Origin of the sequence: Actinospineispora acaciae DSM 45401 (genome assembly GCF_000620785.1) — a bacterium.
GTDB lineage: Bacteria > Actinomycetota > Actinomycetes > Mycobacteriales > Pseudonocardiaceae > Pseudonocardia > Pseudonocardia acaciae.
Map to the genome: position 1 here is coordinate 20,569 of NZ_JIAI01000006.1, position 25,021 is coordinate 45,589.

The window sequence follows — 25,021 nt, forward strand, 5'->3', positions numbered from 1 at the left end:
CGTGAAGACATGACGACGACAACGCTTCCCGGCGGGACGTTCACGCTGGCCGAGGACCTGACGCTGACCCGGATGGGATACGGCGCCATGCAGCTGGCCGGCCCGCACGTGTTCGGCCCGCCGGCCGACCGTGACGGCGCCGTGGCGGTGGCGCGCGAGGCCGTGCGCCTGGGCATCACGCACATCGACACCGCCGACTTCTACGGCCCGCACGTCACGAACCAGATCCTGAAGGAGGCCCTGTACCCCTACCCGGACGGCCTGCGCATCGTGACCAAGGTCGGCTCGGCGCGCGACGCGGCCGGCAACTGGCCACCCGCGCGGGCGCCCGAGCAGCTGCGCGCACAGGTCCACGACAACCTGCGCAACCTCGGGCTGGACGCGCTCGACGTGGTCAACCTGCGGGTCGGCGGGCTGGACAGCCCCACCCCGGGCTCGCTGGCCGAGCCGTTCGGCGCGCTCGCCGAGCTCCAGCGCGAAGGCCTGATCAGGCACCTCGGCGTGAGCACCGTCAACGCCGAGCAGATCGCCGAGGCGGAGTCCATCGCGCCGGTCGTGTGCGTGCAGAACTACTACAACATCGCGAACCGGGCCGACGACGGCCTGGTCGACGCCCTCGCCGCGCGCGGCATCGCCTACGTGCCGTACTTCCCGCTCGGCGGCTTCTCCCCGCTGCAGTCCGAGGAGCTGCACGCGGTAGCCGCCCGCCTCGGCGCCACGCCGATGGCCGTCGCGCTGGCCTGGCTGCTGCGCCGCTCGCCGAACATCCTGCTCATCCCCGGCACCTCGTCGGTCGCGCACCTTCGGGAGAACGTCGCCGGCGCCGCCCTGATGCTGCCCGACGACGAACTCGCCCGACTGGACGCCATCGGCAGGCCCGCCGGGAATGTGTAGGCCTGGAGCGACACACGCCGATGGCCGGTTCGTTCAAGACCGGGGCGGTCGCGGTGGCCATGCTCGGTGAGCATGCGGATCCTCTTCATCACCAGCATCGCCGTGGTCGCCCCGGATCCTGGGGCGAGCCACGCGCTGTACATCGACGCCCTCGGCCTCCCGCTGCGGGCCGCGCCCGGCGACGACTACTTCCACAGCGACCAGATCGCCGGCGCCAAGCACTTCGGCGTCTGGCCGTTGAGCCAGGCCGCCCAGGCCTGCTTCGGGACCGATCGGTGGCCGGCGGACCGCCCGGTACCGCAGGTCAGCATCGAGTTCGAGGTCGCCGACATCGCCTCGGTCGACGCCGCGGCGCGGGAGCTGGAGGAGCGCGGGTTCGAGCTCCTGCACCGTGCCCAGACCGAGCCCTGGGGCCAGACGGTGGCCCGGCTGCTCTCGCCCGAACGCTGCATCGTCGGCATCTCCCATGCACCCTCGCTGCACCGGCACTGAACCCAGATCCTGACACAGGTTGTCAGTCCGTCCTGGCAGGCTGGACACCGATGACCGACACGGAGCGAACGATCCAGGCCGAGTTCGAGATCGACTCCTGGGAGGAGGTGCCGTACGACGAGCCCGACGAAGGCCCGAAGCTGACCAGGGTGGTGATCCGCAAGACCTACCGGGGCGCGCTGGAGGGGACCGGTGTCGCGGAGGTGCTCACCGCGCAGGGCGCCGCCGGCGCGGGCTACGTCGCCTCGGAACGGATCCGAGGGGCGCTGGACGGCCGGAGCGGCACGTTCGTGATCCAGCACGGCGGCCTGGCCGAGGGCGAGGAGCAGAGCACCTTCGGCACGGTGGTCCCGCGCTCCGGCACCGGCGAGCTCGCGGGCCTGTCCGGCCACGCCACCGAGGCCAGCCACGGCGTGCTGACGCTGCGCTACACCGTCGAGAACACGCCCTGAGCGCGCAGGATCCGCCAGCACAGGTAGACGCAGACGCCCGCGGCGGGCGGCCCCAGCAGCGTGCTGGCGATGCCGAGCGGGATCACCTGCCCGGCCCGGTACAGCGGCACCATCACCGCGACGGCGACGCAGTACTTCACCAGGAACACCGCCGTGCACGCCTGGTAGAGCCGCCGCCGCGCGCGGTCGCGCCGCCAGCCCAGCCGTTCGCCGCGCACCGCCCCCACCGCCACGCCGATCACCGGGCAGCGCACCACCATGGACAGCAGGACGACCACCCCCGCGACCACGCTGATCACCACGCCGGGCAGGTAGAAGTCGACGGCCTGCCCGGTGCCCCCGGCCAGTAGCGCCGACACCCCCACCGCACCCAGCGCACCGGCCGCCTGCCAGTACTTCCGGTCGGTCCACACCCGGGCCACCGCGACCACGAGCACGCCGCCGACCGCGATCAGCGCGGAGGTCACCACCTGGCCGGTCAGCACGTGCGCGACCAGGAACAGCGCGCGGGACGCCACGGCCTCGGCCACCGTGCGCCACCCGCCCACCGCGGCGAACAGCGACAGCGACCTCTGCGTCAGGACGGTGAAGCTCATGCGCCCGCTTTCTTCATCGCTCGATGAAGTTCACGGTAGCGCAGGCGCGCCGTGAAACTCCACCGGCCGATGAAGAAAGTTCGCTAGGCTGTGCCGGACATGGCGGAACACGCACCCTTCGGTCGCCCCGGGCGCTGGCGCTCCGGCGCGGAGAGCAAGCGGCGGATCCTGGAGACGGCCCGCGCGCTGTTCCACCGGCACGGCTACGCCGGCACCACCGTGCGCGCGGTGGCCGCCGAGGCGGGTGTCGACCCGGCCATGGTGTTCTACTTCTTCGGCACCAAACAGGGCCTGTTCGCGGCGGCCCTGGACATGTCCGCCCAGGTGCCGTCGGCCATCGAGTCGATCTTCACCGGTGGCGTGGACGGCATCGGCGTGCGGATCGTCCGAACGCTGGTGGAGAACCTGGACCGCTCCGACCGCGCCCCGCTGATGACGCTCACCCGCTCGGCCCCCACGGACGGCAGGTCCGAGGCGCTGCTGCGCGAGTACATCGACCGGGAGATCACCGGCCGGCTCGCGGCGATGCTCGACACCCCGGACGCCGCGATGCGGGCGGGCATGGTGAGCGTCCAGATCCTGGGCCTCGCGGTCGTGCGGTACATCGTGCGGATCGAGCCGATCGCCTCCGCGCCCGTCGACGAACTGGCCGTCCGGTTCGGCCCGCTGGTACAGCGCTGCCTGACCTGACGCGCGCGCCAGCACCAACACCGGCGCCGAGGTACGAGCCGCGCCCGTGTCACGGTGGCGGCCAACGGCCACCCAGGCGGGGAACGTGCCGGACGTCGACAAGTACGGCGCGTGGCGAGCAAACCTTGAGACATCCGACGTAACGGGTCCGGACTGGCATGGAATCGCAAATCGCCAGCGACCACACCGCGCGCCTCAATAGTACATACTTGTGAGCCACTATGGACTCCTCACGGGTGCGGTCCAGCAGTCCCTGGACATATGCCAGTGTGGCATCAGAGGGATCGAGAGTTCTCTCCCTCACCCTAATCGTCATGCTTCGGCATCGGTCTGCCGTTCGGCGGTATCCGCCGGGCCGAGGTGACGGTATCGTCGCGAAGCGGCGCGGGCTCGGGGGGTGGGGAATCTTGACCGTTGCTGTTCGTCTTCATCCGCTCGGCGAGCTCGGTGATTCGATTATCCATCGTCATTCGGAGCTTCGCCTTGCGCCAACGCACATCGAGATCTGACGACTCCCGCTTGATCGTCTCCGTGGCGCGAGTTCGTATTTGCTGGGTCTTCAGGTTCTCGATGATCTCGGCCTCGACAGCTCGGGTGTTCTCCTCGTAGATCCTGACGGAGCTCCGTCCCCGGTTGTCGAGAAGGTCCTCGTAGCGTGTCTTCCCGCTGAAGAACTTGACCGCGACGGGGAGGCAGTCGACGGCGATGAAGAAGAGCCGTGTGAACCAGATCGCCGCGAGCAGGAAGAGGTTCGATGCGGTCAGCTCGTTGAGGGCGCGAAGCCGCTCCAGCAGGCCGATGGGGCCGAAGTGGGAACGCAGTTCGTCGATCTTCGCGGCGATGGCCGCGGTTCGCCTTGCCTGGAAGTCTCCCTGCTGGGCCGAGACCTCGCCTCGCAGTCGCGAGATCACCACCTGCAGGTCCCGCAGTCGGGCGGTCCGATCCTCCAAAGGGTGGGCCACGCGGAACTCCGCCGCCTCCGCCTCGCGGTTCCGGCACTCGATCCCTCGACCGGCGCGACCGGTGGAGCCGGGACCGGCGGTTCCCGAGCACTCGTTGGCGGCCAGGGTGTCGCGGCGGGACTGTTCGGCGGTGTCGGCGTCGATGCTTGCCCGCAGTGCGAGCGCTTCCCGCTCCCGACCCGTGAGTTCCTGCGCGAGCGCGACCTGTCCGGCAAGCATGTTGAGCGTGAAACCGCCGCACTCCGGGCTTGCGGTGGCAGCCGGGCCGCCGGCCGTCGGGTCGGGGTTGCAGCGAACCAGGCGATCCTCGTGATCGGCGAGTTGCCGCTGTCGCTCGTCGTTGATGTGCTTGACGATGGCGGGTTCGAAGATGCGCAGCACCAGCGGCTCCGCGATGATCACGCCGAAGAAGAACGCCAGCACGAGCCGCAGGAGGAAGGTCGAGAGCCGTCGTCCCCACGTGTCACCCGGTGCGGGGGACACCAGCCAGCGGTCCAGGTTGAGGATGAAGACGCCCCAGACGAGAGCGAGCAGTGGGACGATCACCGAGAGGCCGCCGAGCACCTCAGAGAGCGCCATCGTCATCGAGATGGTCGCGATGGCGGCGGTCCCCAGGACGACACCGCCGAGACCCGTGTAGTGGGCCCGCTCGCCCGGCACCCAGGCCAGCAGGGTCTCGTCGACGCCGGTGAGGGCGCGCAGCCAGCGTCCGCACTGTTCGGCTCGGTCCCGACGCCGTTGCTCGGGAGCGGGCGCGACGACGTCCGTATCGGCACTCGCCGGCTTGGGCTCAGTAGTCGTCATAGCGCCGGCCCTGCTCACCAGGGCGCCCACCCTCGCCGCCGTCGGTCGCGGCCGACCCCGGGTCGGAGCCGCCGGCATCGAGCGCGGCCGTGCCGACCCCGCCGAGCCGGTGGTCCGCCCGGTCGGGTGCTGGGCCGAGCAGGCCGTCGAATACCGAGTTGATGATGCGTTCCGCGTCGATCGCCATGCTGTCCCGGTATGCCTCCGGCAACGAGTTGAACAGGTCGATCAGTTGCTTTCGGCCCGCATTGGCCTCGGCGTAGGCGGCGACCACGGCTTCGTTGAGGTCGAGCTTGTCGCGCTGCAGCGCGATGCTCGCCACGGCGGACGGCCCCCCGTCGAAGTATTCCTTGAGTCGCCTGGCCTCGTTGTCCTCGCCGCGGCCCTTGAGCTCGACGACCTTCTGTTCCCAGTTTTCGTCGCGCATCCGCCTCTCGAATTTCACGAGGTCCTCGGGAGTGTGTACCTTCACGTTGGCGAGCTCGATGTCCATCCCCTCGATTCGGGGCGGTTCAAGGGCACATGCGGCCCTGATCCTGCGGTTGGCGACGTCCCGCACGGAATTGATGTCCGATACGGCGTAGTTCATGCCCACGTTGACGAGGGCACTGTCGGTCCGGAGCTGGGCCTCGATGGCCGGGGCGATGTCGGACAAGCCGGCCGCCGCGACGATCTCCGGGTCGGTGACCAGGCAGCGGAACTCGACCACGAGGGTGAAGTCGTCGGCAGGGCTCTTCGACGGCACGGTGAGCGGAACCTGCACCGTCCGCGGTCGCACGTCGATGACCGAGACCGCGGTGGACTCGAGGGCAAGGTCCTCCCGGCCGTTGAGGTGGCGTCGTTCCGGCATCTCGACGTAGCCCTGGGGGGTCGAGAAGACCAGGGTCGTCCCGGGGCGTTGGGTGGGGAGCTCGTCGTGGCCGCGGGTACGCATCAGCATCCGTCGTTTCGCGGGTGCGAGCGTCGACTCCGACACGACGGGGTACGGCTCTGTCATGACTGATCGCTTTCCTTTCATGATTCTGCTTATGAACCGCGGACGGCGGAAAGCAGGGTCGTCACCAGTACTTGTGCGGGGCGGGTGCCTCGGCGCTCGTCGCTCAACGCGTGGAGCAGATCGTTCGTGCGCAACGAGCGGTGGTCCGTTGGCATGTTTGCGTGGATGGCGGCGCCGAGACGGGTCACCGACGCCCGGGCCCCGGGCTCCCGCTCCACGGCGCGCAGCGTCTCGGTGAGGGCGTCGATCGCGTCGGTGCGATGCGGTGCGCTGCACAGCACGTCCGCCCACAGCTCTCCGAGGATCGGCACGTTGTCGGTCTGTTCGACGAGGATCGTCGCCGTCAACGGCATGTTGTCGGCTCCCCGGGCGGTGAGCAGCGAGACGACGAGCGACCGTGCGGCTCGCGCGACGCGAATGTTCCAGCCGACCTCGAAGGTCTCCTCCTCGGTGTCGCCGGCGATCGGGGGCGATGCTGGCTGGGCCGCCGTGCCCACGTTGCGCCCTCGGCGTTCCTGAAGCCGGTAGAGGTCGTCGGTGCCGTACAGATCCCGGTCGGAGCGGCCGTCGGACGCCCGGCGCCCCTTCGCCGTCGCGCGGTCCAGATGTCCTCGGACGGTGAGGAGGATGTCGGCGGCGTTCTCCGGGCCGTCCTGCACGGCGGCGGCGAACAGGAACTGGACGGAGAGCCGTGCGACCACGCCGATGCGCTGCGCGCGCAGGGCAAGAAAGCAGAGCCTGCGCATGGCCTCCGGCCGGAACTTCAGGCCCAGCGGTCCGCCCAGGGCCGCCGCCGAGGTGACCGCGCGGCTCAGGCCGGCGGCGTTGCCCCACCGCATCGCGGTTTGAAGGGCGACGGCCGTCATCTCACCCTCGTCCTGGTCGGTGATGAACCACAACACCAGGGCCGCCGTCGCGCGTTCGTGGGCTGTTCCCGCCGCCCAGCGGTTGAGGAACGACGCATAGACCTCGGCGAAGTCGAGTCGGGCCAGGCCGGCGAGGCTTCGCGAGAGTTGTAACTGGGCGTGCGGAGTCGGATCGGAAGAAGGGATGTCCACGATCCACTGCCGTAGCGGCTCCCACAACTGGGCGCCGTAGCGTTCGTGCAGCTCCTCCACGACGTAGTCGGCGTATCGCGGCGATCGAAACCGCACGGTCTTGCCCGAGGGCCAGCCGAAGCTGTCGTCGTGGTCCCTGTCCGAGTCCGGTGTCTCCACATCGACGCGGTCACCCGGGCGACAGAACGTGACCAGCGGATGTTCTCGCTTACGCTGCTCGAATCCGCCGGTTCCTTCCCTGCGCTCGGCCCACGTCGCATCGTCCTCCGGGATGGCCAGCCGGTAGAGGTTCTCCAGACGCAGCTCGAGCAGTGGCTCCGGCTGTACTCCCTGAAAGGCAAGGGCCGCGACGTAGAGGATCTCGCGCTTGCCAGGGCCGCCGTCGAACCACTCGTGGACGCTCGTGCGCCCGACCGTCTCGGCGCATTCGAGCGCATCGCCGAGCTGGCCGCCGGCGCGGATTCTCTCGGCGACGGCAAGAATCTCGCGGGGGCGGTTCATGCCCTGGACGTACGCCCGCGCCCTCTGCCGGGTCTCGGTGTCGATGTCCATGCCTTCGAGCCGGTGATCCAGGATCGCGCTGGGCGTCGGGGGCCGCAGGGGGAGGGTGAAGCGAGTCAGGTCACGGCCCCGCAGCCGGCTGCCCTGAGTTGTGATCACCAGGTACGCGCCGCTCTTCTGGAGGCACTCGGCGAGCCGCTCGACGTCGTAGAACTGGACAGCGGCGTCGGCGGTGTCACCGATGAAGTCCTGGATCAGGTACCCGCGGTCCTCCCTGAAGGTGTTCTCGGCCAACGTGGCGAGCGAGGAGGCGGGCGACAGCCCGACGAGCTCGGGGTAGGTGCCGTCGGCGCGGAGCCCGACCTCGCGCAGCAGCGCGAGCCCGGCAGCCTTCTTGCCCGCCCCCTCGTAACCGGTGATGATCAGCAGGTTCTCGGCGCGCAGCGTCCGTGCGCCGTCGTCGAGGTTCCCGGGGCGGACGAACCAGCGCAGCGCCAGGTCGACGAGGTAGTCAGGGATGCGGCCCGTGGACCGCCGGCTGCGCGCGCCGTCACCGGCCGACTGTCCGAACGCCGTGGGTCCGTTGTTGTTGACGTCGGAATGGAAGTGATAGCTGAAGTATGTGTTCTGGGCCGACCGGACCTCGTCCGCTCCGATCTCGGTCGGCGGCGCACTCGCTGGATCGTGGTCGGGCTTCTCGGCCGAGGTGCCCTTCTCGCCCGGCTCGCCATCGACTCGCTGTTCGGGCGCCGAGTCCTCGCTCCGGGGCACCGGGTCGTGGTCGGGTTCGGGCTCGTCGTGAGGGGTGGTCATCGGGCGCTCCTCAGTACCGAGGGCCGAACGTCGTATGGTCACCGCTGTTGGTCACGGGGCCATGGAAGACATAGCTCGCCGAGGACTCCGAGGGAGGGGCGGAGGCGGCGCCGGTCTCGGGAGCGGTGTCGACCGACTCGGCCGGCGCGACCCACATCCAGGCGTGGCCGGTGAACTCCTTCTCGGCCACCCGAACCTTCCGGAAATCACGTGGCTGGAGCGTCGTGTGCCCGGGGGCGATGTTGTCGAGGAAGATGCCCTCCGAGACGATGAGAGCGAGCGCCGACCGTGCGTTGTCCGCCAGCGCCGTGCGCAAGGGCGCACTGTCGAGCAGCCGAACTGTCTGGACCGGGGTCGGCCCCGCGAAGCCGGTCGCCGTGCGGGAAAGGCGGCCATAATGCACGGACATCCGCAGTCGAAGGCGTGCGCTCTCGATTCGATCGGCGTTGAACCGTCGCAGTTCCGTCACTATGTGGCGTACCAGGTCGTCGACCACGCGGGCTTCGTTCTCGTGCTCGGGAAGCACAGAGACTTCGCCATCGCCGGTATGCTGAACAATCCACGAGGCACGGTCCAAATGTGCGTTCGCCGTCGCGGCCTTCATGATCGATTCGATAGCTTTCTGAAACGTGACTTGCCGCTGATCGCCTGCGGAACTGTATCCGCATGCGTCGATCGCGAGGCAAATTCGGCGCACGTTCGACGGGGCTTCTTCGGTCATCGGGTACCTTTCGTCTTTCGCGTAGGAAGAAGCTACGGTCCCTGAGGTGGTTCGAACCCCGCACCGGTGCGGGCTTGGCGGAGGTGACTACGTCGCCGCGAGTCCGCCCCAGTCGAGCACCTCGATGCGGCCGTAGCGGCAGCAGATGACGCGGTCCTCCTGGAGCCGTTGGACTTCTTTCTCGACGCTGCGCAGGCTGACCCCGGCCATCGAGGCGATCTCGGGTTGGGTCAGGGGTACGTCCGTGCGGACGCCCGGCCGGCCGCCGTAGACACGGGCCAGTTCGAGGAGGATCCGACGGACCCTGGCCGGCGGGCCGAGCGTCGACAGCTCCACCCGGCGGTCGTTCGCCCAGCGCAGCCGTTCGCCTTGCATCCGGCCGACCTCGATCGCGGCGGTCGGGCTCCCCCGCAGATACGCGACGAACGTCGGTCGCGTGAGCACCCGCACTCGGACCGCGGAACAGGCGGTCGCCGTCGCCGAACGCGGTCGTTCGTCCAACGCGCTGAGTTCGCCAATGATGTCCCCGGGCGTTCGAATGGCGAGTAGCGCCGTCTCCCCTTCTTCGGTGTCCACGGTGATCTTCACGTAGCCGGTGAGGATGACGAAGACCTCGCCACCGGTCTCGCCTGCCCGAATAATGGGCTGGGCGGGAGCAAGATCGACAGATGTGCCTATGCGAAGCAGTCCGGCCCGGTCGGAGGCCGACAATCGGCCGAGCAAGGAGTCGGGGCGCCAGGTAGAAGGAGCCGACTCGTCACGCCTCGACATCGGGTTCCCCTTGCGTGGAGGCTCAACTACTAGAACCGCTCGGCTGTTATACACTAAATGGTGCTCGGGCGCCATACGCGCTGATCAGTTGCCTTGGCGGCGCACGGCAGCGGGCGCAATTGCCGAAAATGGCTAGCGAAGATCGCGGCCGAAGACAGGGGCCCTTCGACAATACTGACAGCTATCCACATGATCGTCGGCGTGTTCCGGCCTAGATGATCGATCCCTTGGACGTGGTCGACGGTGCTGTTGATCTCGGCGTGACAGGCTGGCCGTGGCCGGGGTGCGCGGTTACGTACGGTGATATCCGCGATCCACGGCGGTGGCGTTTGCGATCAGCGGGACGTCTGGGCTACCCGGGTACGGACGGAACAGCTGTCAGATCCCGTTGATCTTGTCATCACCGCACCACCTTCACGGAATCGATCATCTAGTGCCCGGCGGCGAGTGCGTCCAGGAGCGGGCGTACGGAGTCCGCCCGGTCCAGGGCCAGCGCGGCGTCGGCCACGGTGAGGGCGCCGGGCCAGTCGGGCAGCGCGAACTCGGCGCAGGCCAGGAACTTCTCGGTGATGTCCGAGGCGGACATGGGGGCGGTCGGGTGTCCGGGCGTGACGGTGACGTGCCTGGTCACGCGGGTGCCGTCGCGCAGGGCCACGGTGACCTGACCGGGCATCGGCAGCGCGCCCCGCCGGCCGGCCGCGGCGTCGTCCAGCTCGGCGCGGATGTCGACCCGGGTGGCCAGCTCCAGCACCCGCTCGTCACGCAGCGCGTCCGGGGTGAACTGCTCCAGGCCGACCCGCCCGTGCACGGCCGCCGCCGCGAGGATGTAGGGCATGCTGAACTGCGCGGCCGCCTGGCTGTCCGGGCGGCACCGGTCCGGGCCGGGGGCGCAGGTCAGGTCGTAGGCCTCGCGGTCGGTGACGGTCACCTCGATGCGATCGATCCGCTGGAAGGTGGCGCCCAGCTCCCGCATCGCCTCACACGTGGCCGCGATCGAGGTGTGGGCGAACTTGCAGCACGGGTAGAGCGGCTTGACGCTGGTGGAGAGCAGGTGCCAGGTCGAGCCGAGGCCTGAAGTGATCACCTCGGGGTCGTACTCGCCGCGGTGCGTGGTGAAGTAGTAGCCGAACCGGCCCTCCAGCACGTCGACCAGCGGGCTCGCCCCGGTGATGCCCCGGCCGGCCAGCGTCACCGCCAGCGCGCCGGCGTGCGCGGACATGCCCTGGCCGATGCCGACCATGTGGGTGCCGGCGAGGTAGCCCTGCTGCTTGCCGCACAGCATGCCCAGCGCGATGCCCATGGCATGCCGGGTGCGCTCGTGCGACAGACCGAGCAGGCGGGCGGCGGCGAGCGTGGCGCCGAACGTGCCGCACTCGTAGGTCCGCGACGCCCCGGTGGTGGTGAAGGTCAGCCGGGGCGCCAGCGCCAGCCGGCACACCGCCTCCATGCCCACCGCCAGCGCGTCGACCAGTGACGGGCCACTGACCTCGCCGCCGACGGACTCCGCGACGGCCAGCGCGACCGGCACCACGCTCGCGCTGACGTGGCAGAACGCGTGTTCCAGCACGTCGTCGAGGTCCCACACCCGTGCACAGGTGGCGTTCGCGAGGGCGGCCAGGTGCAGCGGCACCCGCTGGCCGGTGGCGAACACGGTGGCCTCCGGGCGCCCGCCCCAGTAGGTCACCAGGTCCAGCAGCTCGCGCGCGCCGCCGGCGTTCGCCCCGGCCAACTGCACGCCCAGGGTGTCCAGCAGCGCCAGCCGCACCCGGGTGCCGACCTCGTCGGGGAGGCCACCCGGAGTGTGCAGCGCCCAGTCGATCAGCGTGTCGGTGGTGTTCATGAGGTGACCAGCCCGTCGGCGATGTCGGCGGCGACGCTGTCCGGGTCGCGCGAGGCGGGGTCGCCGTAGCCACCGCCGCCCGGCAGGTTGAACGCGAGCACGTCGCCGGGGCCCAGCGCGACCTGGTTGCCGATGTCGATCCGCCGGCCGTTCAGCTCGACGGTCGCCTCCGCCGCGCCGCAACCGCCGAGCACGCCGCGCACCGGCACGCCCAGCCGTCCGCCGCGCACCCCGGCCAGCACCGTGCCGCGCGGGCCGAGGTCGCCGTCCAGCACCTCGATCTCCACCCGCTGGCCCAGCCCGCCCCGGTGCCGCCCGGCCCCGCCCGAGTCGGGCAGCAGCGACTTCTGCCTGATCAGCAGCGGGGACTCGTTCTCGATCACCTCGACGGGGACGTTCGCGCAGTTGGCCGGGAAGGAGATGCAGCTCAGCCCGTCCCGGTCGGCCATCGCGCCCATGCCGCCGTGCATGGTCACGATGGTGAAGAACGTGGAGCCGTCCGCGCGCTCGCCGACCAGGTTGCAGTACGCCAGCGGGGTGGCGCCGCTGGAGGCCAGGATGCGGTCCGGGATCAGCGGGCCCATCGCGTCCATGATCAGCTCCGGCAGGTGGTGGGCGATCATGGTGCGGCCCCAGGTGGCGGCCGGGCGGCGCGGGTTGAGCACGCTGCCCTCCGGCGCGGTGATCACCACCGGGCGCATGCAGCCGCCGTTGTTCGGGACCAGCGGGTCGAGCAGGCACTTGAGGATGTAGAAGGCGTACGAGCGGGTCATGTTCAGCGTGCAGTTGATCGCCCGGGGGACCTGCTCGGAGGTGCCGGTGAAGTCCAGCGTCAGCTCGTCGCCTGCGATGGTCAGCGCGAGGCGGACCAGCACCGGTTCGGGCAGCCCGGGGATCGTCATGGAGATCTCCCGCCGCGCGGTGCCGTCGGGCAGGGTGGCGATCGCGGCGCGCATGCTGGCCTCGGAGCGGGCGGTGATCTCCGCGCCCAGCGTCGTCAGCTCGGTGCGGCCGGTCGTTTCCAAGAATTCGATCACTCGGCGCGTCATCAAAGCGTTCGCCGACACCTGCGCGCGCAGGTCGCCGATGACCTTGTCCGGCTCGCGCACGTTCGCCCTGATGAACTCGAACACCGGCTCGACCGGCTCGCCGGCGGCGTAGAGCTTGGTGAGCGGGATCTTCAGGCCCTCCTCGTACATGTCTCGGCTCTCGATGGTGGCGTGCCGGCCGCCGACGTTGAGGTGGTGCGCCGAGCAGACCACGTAGCCGACCACGCTGTCGTCGAGGAAGACGGGGGACAGGACCGTGATGTCGATCAGGTGGCCGCTGGCCAGCCACGGGTCGTTGAGCACCAGCACGTCGCCGGGGCGCAGCGTGTCGGTGGGGTACTCGGCCATCACGTTGGGCACGGTGTAGGGCAGCACGCCGAGCATGCCGGGGGTCGACCGGGCGGACTGCACGAGCATCGTCCCGGTGCCGTCGAAGATCACGCAGGCGTAGTCCAGGAAGTCCCGGATGACGCTGGAGAACGACGCCCGCACCAGCGCGGTGGCCGACTCGTCGGCGATGCTCAGCAGTCGCCGCCATGCGGTCTCCACGGCGACCGGGCTCGGTGACGACACGAGGCTCACGCTCCGCTCAGCTCGACCGTGATGACGCCGAGGGTGCCGACGGTGGCGGCGGTCCCCGGGTGCACGACGGTGGTGGTCTCGCGCTCCTGGATCAGCGCCGGGCCCGGGATCGCCATTCCGGGCTCCAGCAGCCCTCGGTCGTACACCGCGCACCGGACCGGGCTCGTGTGGTCGGGGAACCACACCTCGCGGTGGCCGACCCAGCAGTCCTGGACAGCCCGGCCGGTGCGCGGCGGGGTGGGCAGCGCGGGCTGGCCGGAGGCCGGGGTGACGGTGGCGCGCAGCCGCAGGTTCATCGTCTCCACGATCACGTCGTCGTAGGAGCGGTGGTAGCGGCGCTCGTAGCTGGCCCGGAACTGCTCGGCGATGTGCGCGGCGGTCAGCGTCGGCCAGTCCGGGGCGCCGGGCAGCCCGACGCTGACCTCGAAGCCCTGGCCGAGGTAGCGCATGTCCACCCAGCGGGAGAAGTCGACCCGGTCGCCCCCGCGCGGCGGCGGGAGCAGCTCGGCGGCCGCCTTCTCCATCTGACGGAACAGCCTGTCCATCACGTCCAGGTCCATCGCGTCGGTCTTGACCTTGTACGTCTGCGAGGTCTCGTAGCTGGCCGGGGCCAGGATCAGCCCGAGCGCGGACATCACCCCGGCGGCCGGCGGGACCAGCACGGCGGGGCTGCCCAGCCGCCGCGCCAGGCCCACGCCGTGCACCGGCCCGGCGCCGCCGTAGGCCACCACCGGCAGCGTGGTCGGCTCCAGGCCGGCCTCGGCGAGGTGCGCGCGGGCGGCGGCGGCCATCGCCTCCTCGGCGGCCTCCCGCACGGCGTGGGCGGCCTGCGGGACGGTGAGGCCGAGGCGCTCGGCGAGGGTGCCGACGGCCCGGTGCGCCAGGTCGGCGCGCAGCGGCATCTCGCCGTTGAGGAAGTTGTCCGGGTCCAGGTAGCCGAGCACCAGGTCGGCGTCGGTGACCGTCGGCTCGGTGCCGCCCCGGCCGTAGGCGGCGGGTCCGGGCACCGAGCCCGCGCTGCGCGGGCCAACCTTGACCAGGCCGAGGCTGTCCACGTGGGCGATGCTGCCGCCGCCGGTGCCGATCTCCAGCAGGTCCAGGACGGGCGTGCAGACGGGGATGCCGGAGCCGGGGCGGAAGTGCGCGGTCCTGGCCACCTCGTAGTCGTGGGTGACCACGGCGGTCCCGTTCACGACGGCGGCCACCTTCGCGGTGGTGCCGCCCATGTCGAACGCGAGCAGGTCGGCGACGCCCAGCCGGGAGGCGATGTGAATGGCCGCCATCACGCCGCCGGCCGGGCCGGACTCCACCACCCGCACCGGGAACATCCGCGCGGTGCTCACCGGGATCACGCCGCCGGCGGAGTGCATGACGTAGAACCGGCCGGCGAACCCGCGGCGGTCCAGCGCGTCGCGCAGCCGCCGCAGGTAGTCCGAGAGCAGCGGCTGGACGTAGGCGTTGGCCACCGTGGTGCTGGTGCGCTCGTACTCGCGGACCTCGGGCAGCACCTCCGAGGACAGCGACAGGTGCAGCCCGGGGTGGCGTTCGCGGACCAGCGCGGCCACCTGCTGCTCGTGCGAGCCGTCGGCGTAGGAGTGCAGCAGGGCGATCGCCACCGACTCCGCGCCGGCCGCGACGATCTCGTCGGCCAGCTCGTGGACCTGTCGAGCGTCCACCGGGCGGAGCTCGCGCCCGCTCGCGTGCAGCCGCTCGGCCACGCCGTGGCGGTGCCGGCGGGGGACCAGCGGTTGCGGGTACTCCAGGCGCAGGTCGTAGACGTCGTAGCGAACCTCGCGGCGGATGTCCAGGACGTCGGTGAACCCCTCGGTGGCCAGCAGCGCGGTCGGCCGGCCGGTCCGCTCGATCAGCGCGTTGATCACCAGGGTGGTGCCGTGGGTGAGCAGCTCCGCCCGTCCCAGCACCTCGGGCCCGGCCGCGTCCAGGCCCTCGACCACCGCGCGGGCCGGGTCGTCCGGCGTGGTCAGCCGCTTGTCCAGGCGGATGTGGCCGGTGCGGGTGTCCAGCACGACGAAGTCGGTGAACGTCCCGCCGATGTCCGTCCCGATCCGCACATGTCCTCCCACGTCAGAACGGCTCGCCGAGCGGCCGCAGCAGGTCGCCGGGGTCGGCGCCGGTCCACACCGAGCGAACCACCGCCTCGGCCCGCTCGGCCCCCAGCAGCGGGACGCACAGCGAGCGGAACTTTTCCTCCAGCGCCGCGTCGTCCAGGGGGTTGTCCGCCTCGCCGTAGGGCAGGTCCACCCGGGCGGACAGCTCGTCACCTCGCGTCAGGGACACCCGCACCTCGGTGGGCCGCCGCGCCGGATACTCGCGGTCGGCGTCCGCGTCGGCGTCCACGCGCACCAGGCCCAGCAGCCTGGCGATGTCGGCCGCCGCGCGCCGCTCCGGCGTGAACTGGGGCAGCCCGAGCTCGCCGTCGCACAGCGCGGCGGCCACCGCGTACGGCAGGCTCATCTGCGCGCCGAGCAGGGTGGACGGGTCGCGGCCGTTGTGGCGGGCGGCCACCGAGTAGGTGCTTACCTCTACCTTTGTGACGTCCTCGGCGCGCAGGCCGTGCTCGGCGCGCAGCCCCAGCACCGCCTCGGTCGCGGCGTGCACGTGCCGGCAGCACGGGTACGGCTTGACGAACGTGCGCCGCAGCGCCCACCGCTCGCCCAGCCCGTCCAGCAGCGTGTCCGGGCTCCACTCGCCCCTGGCGAACGCGGCGAAGTAGCCGTGCTCGCCCTCCAGCACCGTCGGCGGCCCGGTGACGCCCCGGGCGGCCAGGTCCGCGCAGGCCAGCCCGTCGCGCGCGGCCTTGCCCGGGTGCAGCCGCTTGACCGCCGAGCCGTGCGCGATGAACTCGAACAGCCCGCCGGCGTGCGATCCGGCCAGTCCGAGGGCGCTCGCGGTCTGCCCCGCGTCCAGGCCCAACAGCGCGGCGCAGCCGGCCGCCGCGCCGAACACGCCCGCCAGCGAGGTGTTGTGGAACCCCAGCCGCCAGGTTGTGGGATGCGCGGCCGCCGCGATCCGGCAGGCCACCTCGACCGCCACGGCCAGCGCCCGCAGCGTGGCGTCGGAGTCGGCGTGCTCGCGCTCGGCCAGCGCCAGGACCGCCGGCAGCGTGGCCGAACTGGGGTGCGAGCCGCCGGGGGTGTAGCCGTCGTCCAGCTCCAGGGCGTGCGCCGCGGTGCCGTTGGCCAGCGCCGCCCCGCCGGCTGCCGCGCTCCCACCGCCGATGATCGTGGCCTGGCTCCCGGGGGCGCTGTCGCGCGCGTGGTCGCGGACCGCGCGCGCCACCGGGTCCGGAGCGCCGGCCACCGCCGCGCTCAGGTAGTCCAGCAACACCCGCCGAGCCGCGTGCGCCAGCTCGTCGGGCAGCGGATCCTTGACGCCGGCGATCCACTCGGCCAACCGAACCGTCGCCCCTGAGGCGCTCACGGCCGAGCCTCCGCCCGCTGGCTGAACCGCCTGTCGAAGATCCCCTCCGCGAGCCGGTTGCGCAGGATCTCCAGCGAGCCGCCCGCGATCATCCAGCCCCTGACCCGCCGCGCGATGTACTCCAGCGGGAACTGGGTGGAGTATCCGGACGCGCCGAGCACCTGCAGCGCCTCGTTGGCCACCTTGAACGCCGCCTCGTTCGCATACAGCTTGGCCATGGTGGCGTTCATCGGGTCCGGCGGCCCGGTGCCCGCGTCCACAGCCGCCCGGTAGATCAGCAGCCGGGCCGCCTCGAGCTGCACCAGCATGTCCGCGAACTTCCACTGCAACCCCTGGAACTCACACAGCGGCCGCCCGAACTGCTCCCTGGTGCCGGCATGCTCCACGGCCTTGTCGAACGCGAGCTGGGCCAGCGCGAGCGCGCGCACCGCGTTGCCCGTCCGCTCCACCCCGAACACCGTCATCAGCCTGCGCAGCGCGCCGGAGTCGGCCAGCACGTACCGCCGAGGCACCCGGCAGCCGTCCAGGTAGGTCACGCAGGTGGCCTCGCCGGACATGTACCGCTCGGTCGCGCCCCGGCTGAACCCGGGAGCGTCCGCCGGCACCAGCACCGCGCCGATGTCCCGGTTGCGCTCCCCGAACCGGCACCACACCACCAGGTGCGTCAGCTCCGGCCCGTGCGTGGTCCAGCACTTCTGCCCGTCCAGCACCACGTCCGCGCCGTCGTAACGGGCGGTGGTGCGCAGCTCGGTGAGCGCCGATCCGGCCCCGGGCTCGCTCATCCCCGCCGCGACCAGCGCGTCCCCGGCCAACAGCCCCGGCAGCACCTCGCGCTTCAGCTCCGCCGACGCCAGCTCGGACACCTGACGGATCGCGCCGAAGTTGGTGGCCTGCACGGCGTCGCCGCTGTGCGGGCAGACCTGGCTGACCGCCTCCATCACCAGCACCGCGTCGAACAGCGTGCCGCCCTGGCCGCCGTCCTCCTCGGACATCATGATCCCGGTGAAACCGGCCTTGGCCAGCGTGCGGGCGCTGTCCCAGGCGTAGCCGTCGCGGCGGAACGCGTCGCGGGCGAAGTGGTCGCGGGCCAGGCGCAGCGCGGCCTCGCGCAGGTCCCGCTGCTCGGCGGTCAGGGTGAAGTCCATCCAGCTCTCCCGTCTCAGGCGTGTACGGCTCGCAGCACGCGGCCGGCCCTGGCCAGCGCGACGACGGCGTCGACGGCGCGGTCGGGCGCGCCCAGCACCGGTATCCCGGCCGCCGCGTACACCGCGTGCGCGTCCGGGGCCAGCGCCTCGGCGCCGTACCGGGCCACGTAGATCGGTACCCCGACCCGCTGGCGCAGCGCCACGACAATCTTGGCGGTCAGCTCCGCGCCCGGGTCGGCGTTGGTGGTGAACTGGATCAGCGCCGCGTCGTAGGCGGACTCGTCCACCACCGCGTCCAGCACCTCGCCGAGCACCTCCGGCCGGGCGATGATCTGGGCGCTGACGTCCAGCGGGTTCTTGGCCTCCACGAAGTCCGGCAGCGCGGCGCGGGCCCGCTCGCGCGCTTTGTCCGGCAGCGGGGGCAGCGCGATGCCCGCCGCGTCGGCCGCGTCCGCGACGATCGCGCACGCCCCGCCGGACGCGGCCACCGTGACCAGCCGATCGCCACGCGGCAGCCCGTTGGCCGAGGCCAGCGCGAGGGCGTCCTGCAGCACCTGCAGCGTGGGCACCACCACGGCACCGGCGGCGTCGAGCACGGCGGCGCGCAGCAGGTGCGAACCGACCATGGCGCCGGTGTGGCTCATCGCCGCCGCCTGGGCGCCCGCGCCGCGCACCATGTTGAACGCGAACAGCGGCTTGCCGCTCGCCGCCAGCGCCCGCCCGGCCCGCACCAGCCGCTCGCCGTCCACGATGTTCTCCACCAGCATGCCGACCACCGAGGTGTCCGGGTCGTCGGCCAGCCACTCCAGGTAGGCCGCCGCGTCCAGCCCGGCCTCGTTGCCCAGGTGCACCCACCGGGACAGCCCGACGCCCTCGGCCATCAGCCGCGACGCCACGCAGCTGCCCAACGCCCCCGAGCCGCTGAGCAGCGCCACCTTCCCGGCCACCAGCTCGTCGGCCTCCAGCGCGCCGGACAGCGACGCGGCCATGCCCTCGCCGGGGGAGACCACGCCCATGCAGTTCGGCCCGGCCAGCGGGATGCCGGCGTCGGCGAACGCGGCGGCCAGCTCCTCCTGGTGGCGCACGCCGTCCGGCCCGACCTCGGCGAACCCCGAGCTGTGCACCACCGCCGCGCCCACCCCCAGCTCGACGGCCTGGTCCGCCACGGCGGACACGGCGGCGGCGGGCACCGCGATGCTGACCAGGTCGGGCGCCTCGGGCAGGTCGGCGAGGCGGCGGTACCGGGGGCGGCCGTCGATCTCGCCGCCGGCCGGGTGCACGGCGTAGACCGGGCCGGGGAAGCCGTGCTTGGTGAGGTAGCGGTAGATCCGCGCGCCCAGCTTGGTCGGGTCGTCCGACACCCCGACCACCGCGACCTGCCTCGGCCGCAGCATCCGCTCCAGGCCGGTGGCGTGCACGGCGCGGGCCAGCGGGACGTCGATCTCCGCCGCGCGCGCGTCCACCGCGACCACGCCCTCGCCGAGCGGGCCCACCAGCACCGGGTTGAGGTCCAGCTCGCCGATCTCCGGGTGCCGCTGTGCCAGCTCCGACACCGCGACCAGCAGGTCGACCAGCGCCGGGACGTCAAGGGCGGGGGAGCCCCGGTGCCCGGCCAGCAGCGGGAAGCCGGCCATCCGGCGCAGCAGGGCCTGCGCGCCGTCGCGGTCCAGCGGCACCAGCGCCTGCACCGCGTCGGCCAGCACCTCGGCGTGGATCCCGCCGGTGCCGACCACCACCACCGCGCCCAGCCCCGGCTCGCGGCGCAGCCCGACCAGCACCTCGTGCCCTTCGTGTTGCCGCTGCACGAGCAGGGGCAGCGCCCGCTCGCCGAGCCGTTCGAGCAGGCCGGCCGCCGCCGCGCGGGCCTGCGCGGCCGAGCGCACGTCCAGCACCACGCCGCCCTCGTCGCTCTTGTGCACCAGCCCGCCGGCCTTCACCACCAGGCCGCCGGACGCGCCCAGCTCCTCGGCCCGGCGGGCGGCCTGGTCGGGGTCGAGGGCCTCGCGGGAGGCGGCCACCGGGATCCCCGCGTCGGTGAGCAACCCCAGGATCCCGGCCATGCGTTGGCTCCCTCGACGACGGTGAGCTTCTGATGGTGAAGTCATGCAGAGTATAGAATATCGGGACGCGCTCCGCTCCCGTCTCGCTGAGCGAACCGTGTTCCGCCAGGCAAGATATCGGTTTGACGTCGGATCGCTCGTGGCCTCCGGAATGCGCAGATAAATAGAATATGCTAGCCGACCGGATCAGGATTCTGGGAGGAGTCCACGATGGCGTCGTCGGGGCCGCACCTGTCCGGGAACGAGCACGCCCCGCCGGTGAGCAGGACCGCCTACGTGCTGGACCGGCTGCGCCGCGAGATCGCCGAGGGCGTGGTCCAGCCCGGGGAGTCGCTGCGGCAGGCCGCCGTGGCCCGCCGCTACGGGGTGAGCCCGACCCCGGTCCGGGAGGCGTTCCGGCTGCTGGAGGCCGAGGGCGTGCTGGAGTACACCGCGCACCGCGGCGCCACCGTCAAGGACATGTCGCCGGGCGAGACCCAGGACCTGTACCTGCTGCGCTCCGAGGTCGAAGGGCTGGCCACCGCGCTGGCGGTGGACCGGATGAACGACGCGGCGATGGAGCGCATCGACGCCGCGCACCGGGAGCTGCGCGACGCGGTGGCGGCGAACGACCGCTCCCGGCTGTCGGTGCTCAACCGGAGCCTGCACTTCGCCATCTACGAGGCCGGGTCGGCGCTGGTCGCGCTGCAGGCCGCGTCGCTGTGGTCGTTCATCCCGCCGGCCATGACGATCTGGACGGACGCCAAGAACGCGCGCTCGCTGCTCGCCGACCACCAGCGGATCCTGGATGCCGTGCGGCGGCGGGACCCCTACGATGCACGCCGGTGCATGACCGAGCACATCCTGCACGCCGTCGCCCTGCGCAAAAATACTCTATAGCCTGCCGCGTCCGAACGTGAACTGCCGCTCGCACATCCACTTCGCGCCTCACGCACCTGCTTCAGCGCGTGTGCGAGGTACAGAGCGGGTGTGCGGGCGTGAGTCTTGACACACCTGGATACTATAGAATGTAGTGGGGGTCGACGAAGACGGAGGACCGCTATGCGATCACGGTCGACCCGGTGGGGTGTCATCGTCCCGCTCGTCTCGGTGGCCGCGCTACTGGTCGCGACGCTAGCCGGCTGCGGCTCCGGCGACAGCGGGCGCCACCTCACATTCGGGGTCTCCACCACGACGATGACCTCGTACGAGTCGCCGTTCGTCTCCGTCCCGCAGGCCATGGGCTACTGGAAGGAGGAGGGGCTGAACGTGCGGACCGTCGGGTTCGAGGGCGCCAGCGCCTCGGCCCAGGCGGTGGACGCCGGCGCGGCGGACGTCGCGATGTTCAGCACCTCCTCGCTGTTCGCCGCGCAGGCCACCAAGCGCGCCAAGCAGCCGATGGTCGGCTTCTACACCGCCATCACCCGCAACTACTCCACGCTGGCCGTGCTGCCGGACAGCCCGATCCGCCGGCCGGCCGACCTCGCCGGCCGCCTGATCGGGGTCTCCGCGCTGGAGGCGTCCCAGGTGTCCCTGGTCAAGGCCGCGATGGCCAACGACGGCGCCGACCCCACCACCGTCACGTTCATCCCGGTCGGCCAGGGCGCCCCGGCGCTGACCGCGCTGCGCCAGCACCGGGTGGACATGCTGGCGCTCTGGGACGGGCCGAACGCGGTCATCAACGGCCTCGGCCAGCCGCTGCGGCTGATCACGTCCGACTACCTGGAGGGCCTTGGCTTCATGTCCGTGCTCACCACCACCCGCGCCCAGCTGGACAAGGACAGGGCGGCGCTGGTCGGCCTGGGCAGGGGGATCGCGAAGGGCATGGTGTTCGCGCAGGCCAACCCCGAGGCGGCGGTGCGCATCCACTGGAAGCTCTTCCCGGAGTCGAAGCCGAAGGGCCTGTCCGAGGAGGCGGCGATGGCGCAGGGCATCACCGTGCTCAAGGCCAGGCTGGCGAACTGTGAGGCGATTGACGGCGTCTGGGGCCGGGCCACCGACGCCCAGATCGAGGCCGTGCGCAACCTGCTGCGCTCCGGCGGGGTGCTGCCCACCGTGCCGCCCGAGAGCGAGGTGTGGACGCCGCAGCTCCTCGAGGAGATCAACAAGTTCGACGCGGCCGCCGTGCGCAAGCAGGCGCAGGAGTACCGCGACACCGACCGCTAGAAGGGGACTTCGTGAACAGTGATGACGGGTGAGTGAGCGCGGACTGCTCCACTTACGTGAGGTCGCCAAGGTGTACAGCACCCGCTCCGGCGAGGCGACCACCGCTTTGCGGGACGTCTCGCTGTCGCTGCGGGCCGGCGAGTTCGTCAGCCTGATCGGCCCCAGCGGCTGCGGCAAGTCCACCCTGCTCAAGATCGTGGCCGGGCTCATCGACGTGACGCACGGCGAGCTGGTCGCCGACGGCGCCGAGCTGGCCCCCCGCAACCTGGGCGTGGTGTTCCAGAGCCCGGTCATGCTGCCCTGGCGGACGGTGCTGCGCAACGTGCTGCTCAGCGCGGACGTGCTGGGCCTGGACCGCGCCGAGGCGACCGAGCGGGCCCGGCGGCTGCTGGCGGCGGTCGGGCTGGACGCGGTCGAGCAGATGTACCCGACCGAGCTCAGCGGCGGCATGCAGCAGCGGGTGGCGATCGCCAGGGCGCTGCTGCACGACCCGGCGATCCTGCTGATGGACGAGCCGTTCGGCGCGCTGGACGCGATCACCCGGGAGGACCTGAACACCCGGCTGCAGGGGCTGCACACCGAGCAGGCCAAGACCGTCCTGTTCGTGACCCACAACATCGACGAGGCGGTCTTCCTGTCCGACCGCATCGTCGTGATGTCCGGCCGGCCCGGGCGGGTGGTCGCCGAGGTGCCCGTCGACCTGCCCCGTCCCCGCTCCGTCAGGGACAAGCTGTCCGCCGAGTTCCGCACGATCGAGTCCCTGGTCAGGGACAAGCTGGAGGAGGGTGGCCATGAGCCGGGCGCTGGAGTCGAGCCGCAGGCCCAGGCCAGCGGGCAGTGAGCGGCCGCCGGCGGCTCGCCGGCCCCGGGTCCCCGACCCGGTGCTCACCGTCGCGGTGGTGGCGGTCGTGCTGGCGGCGGCCGAGGCGGTGGCCCGCTCCGGCGCGGTGTCGCGGCTGATCCTGCCCGCGCCCTCGGAGGTGTTCGCCGCGCTGGTCGGCGGCATCCGCGACGGCTCGTTCCTGGACGCGACCTGGGACACCGTCTGGCCCACCGTGGTCGGCTTCGTGCTCAGCTCGGTGGTGGCCATCGCGACCGGCGGCCTGCTGGGCAGCCTGCCCCGGCTGGAGTCCGTGCTCATGCCGCTGGTCTACGCCATCCAGGCGACGCCGAAGGTGGCCATCGCGCCGCTGGTCATCCTGTGGTTCGGCTTCGACGCGCCAGGAAAGATCGTGGTCGTCGGGATAGTCACCTTCTTCCCGGTGGTGGTGAACACGCTGGCCGGAATGCGCATCCGGGAACGGGAGAAGGCCGAGCTGATGCGCGCCATGGGCGCGACGAAAATGCAGGTCTTCCGCTACATCAGGCTGCCGAACGCGCTGCCGTACATCTTCGCCGGGCTGCACGTGGGCATCATCTTCTCGCTGATCGGCGCGGTCGTCGCGGAGTTCGTCGGGTCCCGCGCCGGGCTCGGATATCTGCTCGTGCAGCAGAAGGCGCTGTTCGACGTGGCGGGCGTGTTCGCCAGCATCGTGCTGCTCATGGTCATCGGAATCGTGTTCAACCGGATCATGGTGATCGCCGAACGGCGCATCGTCTTCTGGGCCGAGGACACCACTGGTACGCCTATTTAGGGGAGATCGTGTCGTGACAACGGAGTCAGGATCACCGGCCGTTATTGATGACGCCGCCGCGCGAGCCCGTTCTCGCAAGGCCATTGCGGCGGCCGTCGTCGGCAACTTCGCCGAATGGTACGACTACATGCTGTTCGGCTACCTGGCCCCGACCATCAGCGGCCTGTTCTTCCCGAACCAGGACAAGACAGTCGCGCTGATCTCGGCGTTCGCGGTGTTCTCCATCGGTTTCCTGATCAGGCCGCTGGGCGGGATCGTGTTCGGCCACCTCAGCGACCGCTACGGCCGGCACCGCACGCTGGTGACCCTGGTGCTGCTGATCTCCGTGTCCACGATGCTCATCGGCGCGCTGCCCACGTACCAGAGCATCGGCGTGCTCTCGCCGATCCTGCTGATCGTCCTGCGGCTCGCGCAGGGCTTCTCCGCCGGCGGCGAGTACGGCAACGCCTCGGTGTTCCTCACCGAGCACGCCCCCGCCGGCCGCCGAGGCACCTACGCCGCCTGGCTGCCGGCCAGCGTCACCCTCGCCGGCGTGTTCACCACCGGCCTGCTCGCGCTGTGCAGCGTCGTGCTCCCGGCCGGCGCCATGGAGTCGTGGGGCTGGCGGGCGCTGTTCCTGCTGGCCGGCCCGATCGGCCTGATCGGGCTGTACCTGCGGGTCAAGGTGACCGAGACGCCGCGTTTCGAGGAGCTGCGCGAGGCCGGCGAGGTCAGCGCGTCGCCGGTGGTGGCGAGCCTGCGCGACAACATGCGCCAGATCGTGTTCGTGCTGTTCATCGTGCTGTTCTCCTCGGTCAGCCGGTACGGCATGCAGACCTACCTGCCGACCTACCTGAAGAAGGAGGCCGGCATGACGGAGTTCCTGTCCATGCTGGCCACCATGATCATGCTGATCGTCTTCATCGTCGCCGACCTGATCATGGGCCGGCTGTCCGACCGCTACGGCCGCCGCCCGCTCATGATGATCGCCTGCGCCGGCTTCGTGCTGCTCACCTATCCGGCGTTCCAGCTGATCACGGGCGGGGAGCCGGGGGTGGTCATCCCGCTGCTGGCGGTGTTCGGGGTGCTCATGGGCTGCTACTCGTGCTTCCCGGCCACGCTGTCCGAGCTGTTCCCCGCGCGGGTGCGGGTCACCGGCTACTCGATCGGCTACAACGTGGCCCTGGCCGCCTTCGGTGGCACCGTGCCGCTGCTGTCCACCTGGTTGCTGGCCCGCACCGGCGACTCCGCCGCGCCCGGCTACGTGCTGATGGTGGCGGCGTTCGTGTCCCTGATCACCGTGATCCGCATCCCGGAGACCGCCCACACCGACCTGCGCCGCTAGCGCCGGCCGCAACCGCGACAGATCCGCCGGTGTTCCCCTCGTGACCGCTT

The 25,021-nt window shown here is 71.3% G+C and carries 21 protein-coding genes; 9 read left to right on the forward strand and 12 right to left on the reverse strand.

The window, feature by feature from the left end; genetic code table 11:
* Positions 1-9 precede the first annotated feature (9 nt).
* The 3 genes from N912_RS0125630 to N912_RS0125640 all read left to right on the forward strand — a co-directional run bounded on the left by N912_RS0125630 (position 10) and on the right by N912_RS0125640 (position 1,838).
* The gene (locus N912_RS0125630) at positions 10-894 is read left to right on the forward strand and encodes an aldo/keto reductase family oxidoreductase (protein WP_028924639.1); all 885 of its coding nucleotides are present in this window, start codon (positions 10-12) and stop codon (positions 892-894) included.
* A 72-nt stretch (positions 895-966) separates the two neighbouring features.
* Complete coding sequence (locus tag N912_RS0125635; RefSeq protein ID WP_028924640.1) at positions 967-1,386, forward strand: VOC family protein; 420 nt, start codon at positions 967-969, stop codon at positions 1,384-1,386.
* A gap of 50 nt (positions 1,387-1,436) precedes the next feature.
* Positions 1,437-1,838: a DUF3224 domain-containing protein gene (locus tag N912_RS0125640; RefSeq protein WP_028924641.1), complete on the forward strand. Its 402-nt coding sequence runs from the start codon at positions 1,437-1,439 to the stop codon at positions 1,836-1,838.
* On the opposite strand, the gene N912_RS0125645 is transcribed toward N912_RS0125640, so the two are convergent.
* The gene (locus N912_RS0125645) at positions 1,814-2,434 is read right to left on the reverse strand and encodes a DUF3159 domain-containing protein (RefSeq protein ID WP_028924642.1); all 621 of its coding nucleotides are present in this window, start codon (positions 2,432-2,434) and stop codon (positions 1,814-1,816) included. The genes N912_RS0125640 and N912_RS0125645 overlap by 25 nt on opposite strands.
* A gap of 99 nt (positions 2,435-2,533) precedes the next feature.
* Here N912_RS0125645 and N912_RS0125650 point away from each other — a divergent pair, with 99 nt between their 5' ends.
* On the forward strand, positions 2,534-3,124 hold the full coding sequence (locus N912_RS0125650) for a TetR/AcrR family transcriptional regulator (RefSeq protein ID WP_028924643.1): 591 nt from the start codon (positions 2,534-2,536) through the stop codon (positions 3,122-3,124).
* A 305-nt stretch (positions 3,125-3,429) separates the two neighbouring features.
* Here N912_RS0125650 and N912_RS0125655 read toward each other — a convergent pair whose 3' ends face one another.
* From N912_RS0125655 to N912_RS0125705, 11 genes are all read right to left on the reverse strand, one after another.
* Positions 3,430-4,890: a DUF4407 domain-containing protein gene (locus N912_RS0125655; protein ID WP_169747952.1), complete on the reverse strand. Its 1,461-nt coding sequence runs from the start codon at positions 4,888-4,890 to the stop codon at positions 3,430-3,432.
* Positions 4,877-5,887: a hypothetical protein gene (locus N912_RS0125660; RefSeq protein WP_156994011.1), complete on the reverse strand. Its 1,011-nt coding sequence runs from the start codon at positions 5,885-5,887 to the stop codon at positions 4,877-4,879. The genes N912_RS0125655 and N912_RS0125660 overlap by 14 nt, the downstream gene beginning before the upstream one ends.
* Positions 5,888-5,916: 29 nt before the next feature.
* Positions 5,917-8,259 carry a hypothetical protein gene (locus N912_RS0125665; protein ID WP_028924646.1) on the reverse strand — a complete coding sequence of 781 codons (2,343 nt, stop codon included), beginning with the start codon at positions 8,257-8,259 and terminating at the stop codon, positions 5,917-5,919.
* A gap of 10 nt (positions 8,260-8,269) precedes the next feature.
* Complete coding sequence (locus tag N912_RS54605) at positions 8,270-8,980, reverse strand: hypothetical protein (RefSeq protein ID WP_156994013.1); 711 nt, start codon at positions 8,978-8,980, stop codon at positions 8,270-8,272.
* 87 nt (positions 8,981-9,067) lie between these two features.
* Complete coding sequence (locus N912_RS54610) at positions 9,068-9,751, reverse strand: Crp/Fnr family transcriptional regulator (protein ID WP_037066630.1); 684 nt, start codon at positions 9,749-9,751, stop codon at positions 9,068-9,070.
* 430 nt (positions 9,752-10,181) lie between these two features.
* A complete protein-coding gene (locus tag N912_RS0125680) occupies positions 10,182-11,591 on the reverse strand; it encodes an MmgE/PrpD family protein (RefSeq protein WP_028924647.1) in 1,410 nt (469 codons plus the stop codon).
* On the reverse strand, positions 11,588-13,213 hold the full coding sequence (locus N912_RS0125685) for a hydantoinase B/oxoprolinase family protein (protein WP_064745393.1): 1,626 nt from the start codon (positions 13,211-13,213) through the stop codon (positions 11,588-11,590). Before N912_RS0125685 ends, N912_RS0125680 begins: the two co-directional genes overlap by 4 nt.
* A gap of 5 nt (positions 13,214-13,218) precedes the next feature.
* Complete coding sequence (locus N912_RS0125690) at positions 13,219-15,294, reverse strand: hydantoinase/oxoprolinase family protein (RefSeq protein WP_028924649.1); 2,076 nt, start codon at positions 15,292-15,294, stop codon at positions 13,219-13,221.
* 13 nt (positions 15,295-15,307) lie between these two features.
* Complete coding sequence (locus tag N912_RS0125695; protein ID WP_028924650.1) at positions 15,308-16,663, reverse strand: MmgE/PrpD family protein; 1,356 nt, start codon at positions 16,661-16,663, stop codon at positions 15,308-15,310.
* Positions 16,660-17,808: an acyl-CoA dehydrogenase family protein gene (locus N912_RS0125700; RefSeq protein ID WP_028924651.1), complete on the reverse strand. Its 1,149-nt coding sequence runs from the start codon at positions 17,806-17,808 to the stop codon at positions 16,660-16,662. Before N912_RS0125700 ends, N912_RS0125695 begins: the two co-directional genes overlap by 4 nt.
* A gap of 14 nt (positions 17,809-17,822) precedes the next feature.
* On the reverse strand, positions 17,823-19,868 hold the full coding sequence (locus N912_RS0125705) for an acetate--CoA ligase family protein (RefSeq protein WP_028924652.1): 2,046 nt from the start codon (positions 19,866-19,868) through the stop codon (positions 17,823-17,825).
* A 210-nt stretch (positions 19,869-20,078) separates the two neighbouring features.
* On the opposite strand from N912_RS0125705, the gene N912_RS54615 reads away from it, so the two are divergent.
* From N912_RS54615 to N912_RS0125730, 5 genes are all read left to right on the forward strand, one after another.
* Complete coding sequence (locus tag N912_RS54615; RefSeq protein WP_084211219.1) at positions 20,079-20,747, forward strand: GntR family transcriptional regulator; 669 nt, start codon at positions 20,079-20,081, stop codon at positions 20,745-20,747.
* Between the two features lie 162 nt (positions 20,748-20,909).
* Positions 20,910-22,013, forward strand: a complete 1,104-nt coding sequence (locus tag N912_RS0125715; RefSeq protein ID WP_028924653.1) for an ABC transporter substrate-binding protein — start codon at positions 20,910-20,912, stop codon at positions 22,011-22,013.
* A gap of 28 nt (positions 22,014-22,041) precedes the next feature.
* Positions 22,042-22,854: an ABC transporter ATP-binding protein gene (locus N912_RS0125720; protein ID WP_028924654.1), complete on the forward strand. Its 813-nt coding sequence runs from the start codon at positions 22,042-22,044 to the stop codon at positions 22,852-22,854.
* Positions 22,805-23,647, forward strand: a complete 843-nt coding sequence (locus tag N912_RS0125725; protein ID WP_037066635.1) for an ABC transporter permease — start codon at positions 22,805-22,807, stop codon at positions 23,645-23,647. The genes N912_RS0125720 and N912_RS0125725 overlap by 50 nt, the downstream gene beginning before the upstream one ends.
* A 13-nt stretch (positions 23,648-23,660) precedes the next feature.
* Entirely contained in the window at positions 23,661-24,971 is a 1,311-nt protein-coding gene (locus tag N912_RS0125730; RefSeq protein ID WP_051580783.1) for an MFS transporter, read from the forward strand.
* Positions 24,972-25,021: the final 50 nt, after the last annotated feature.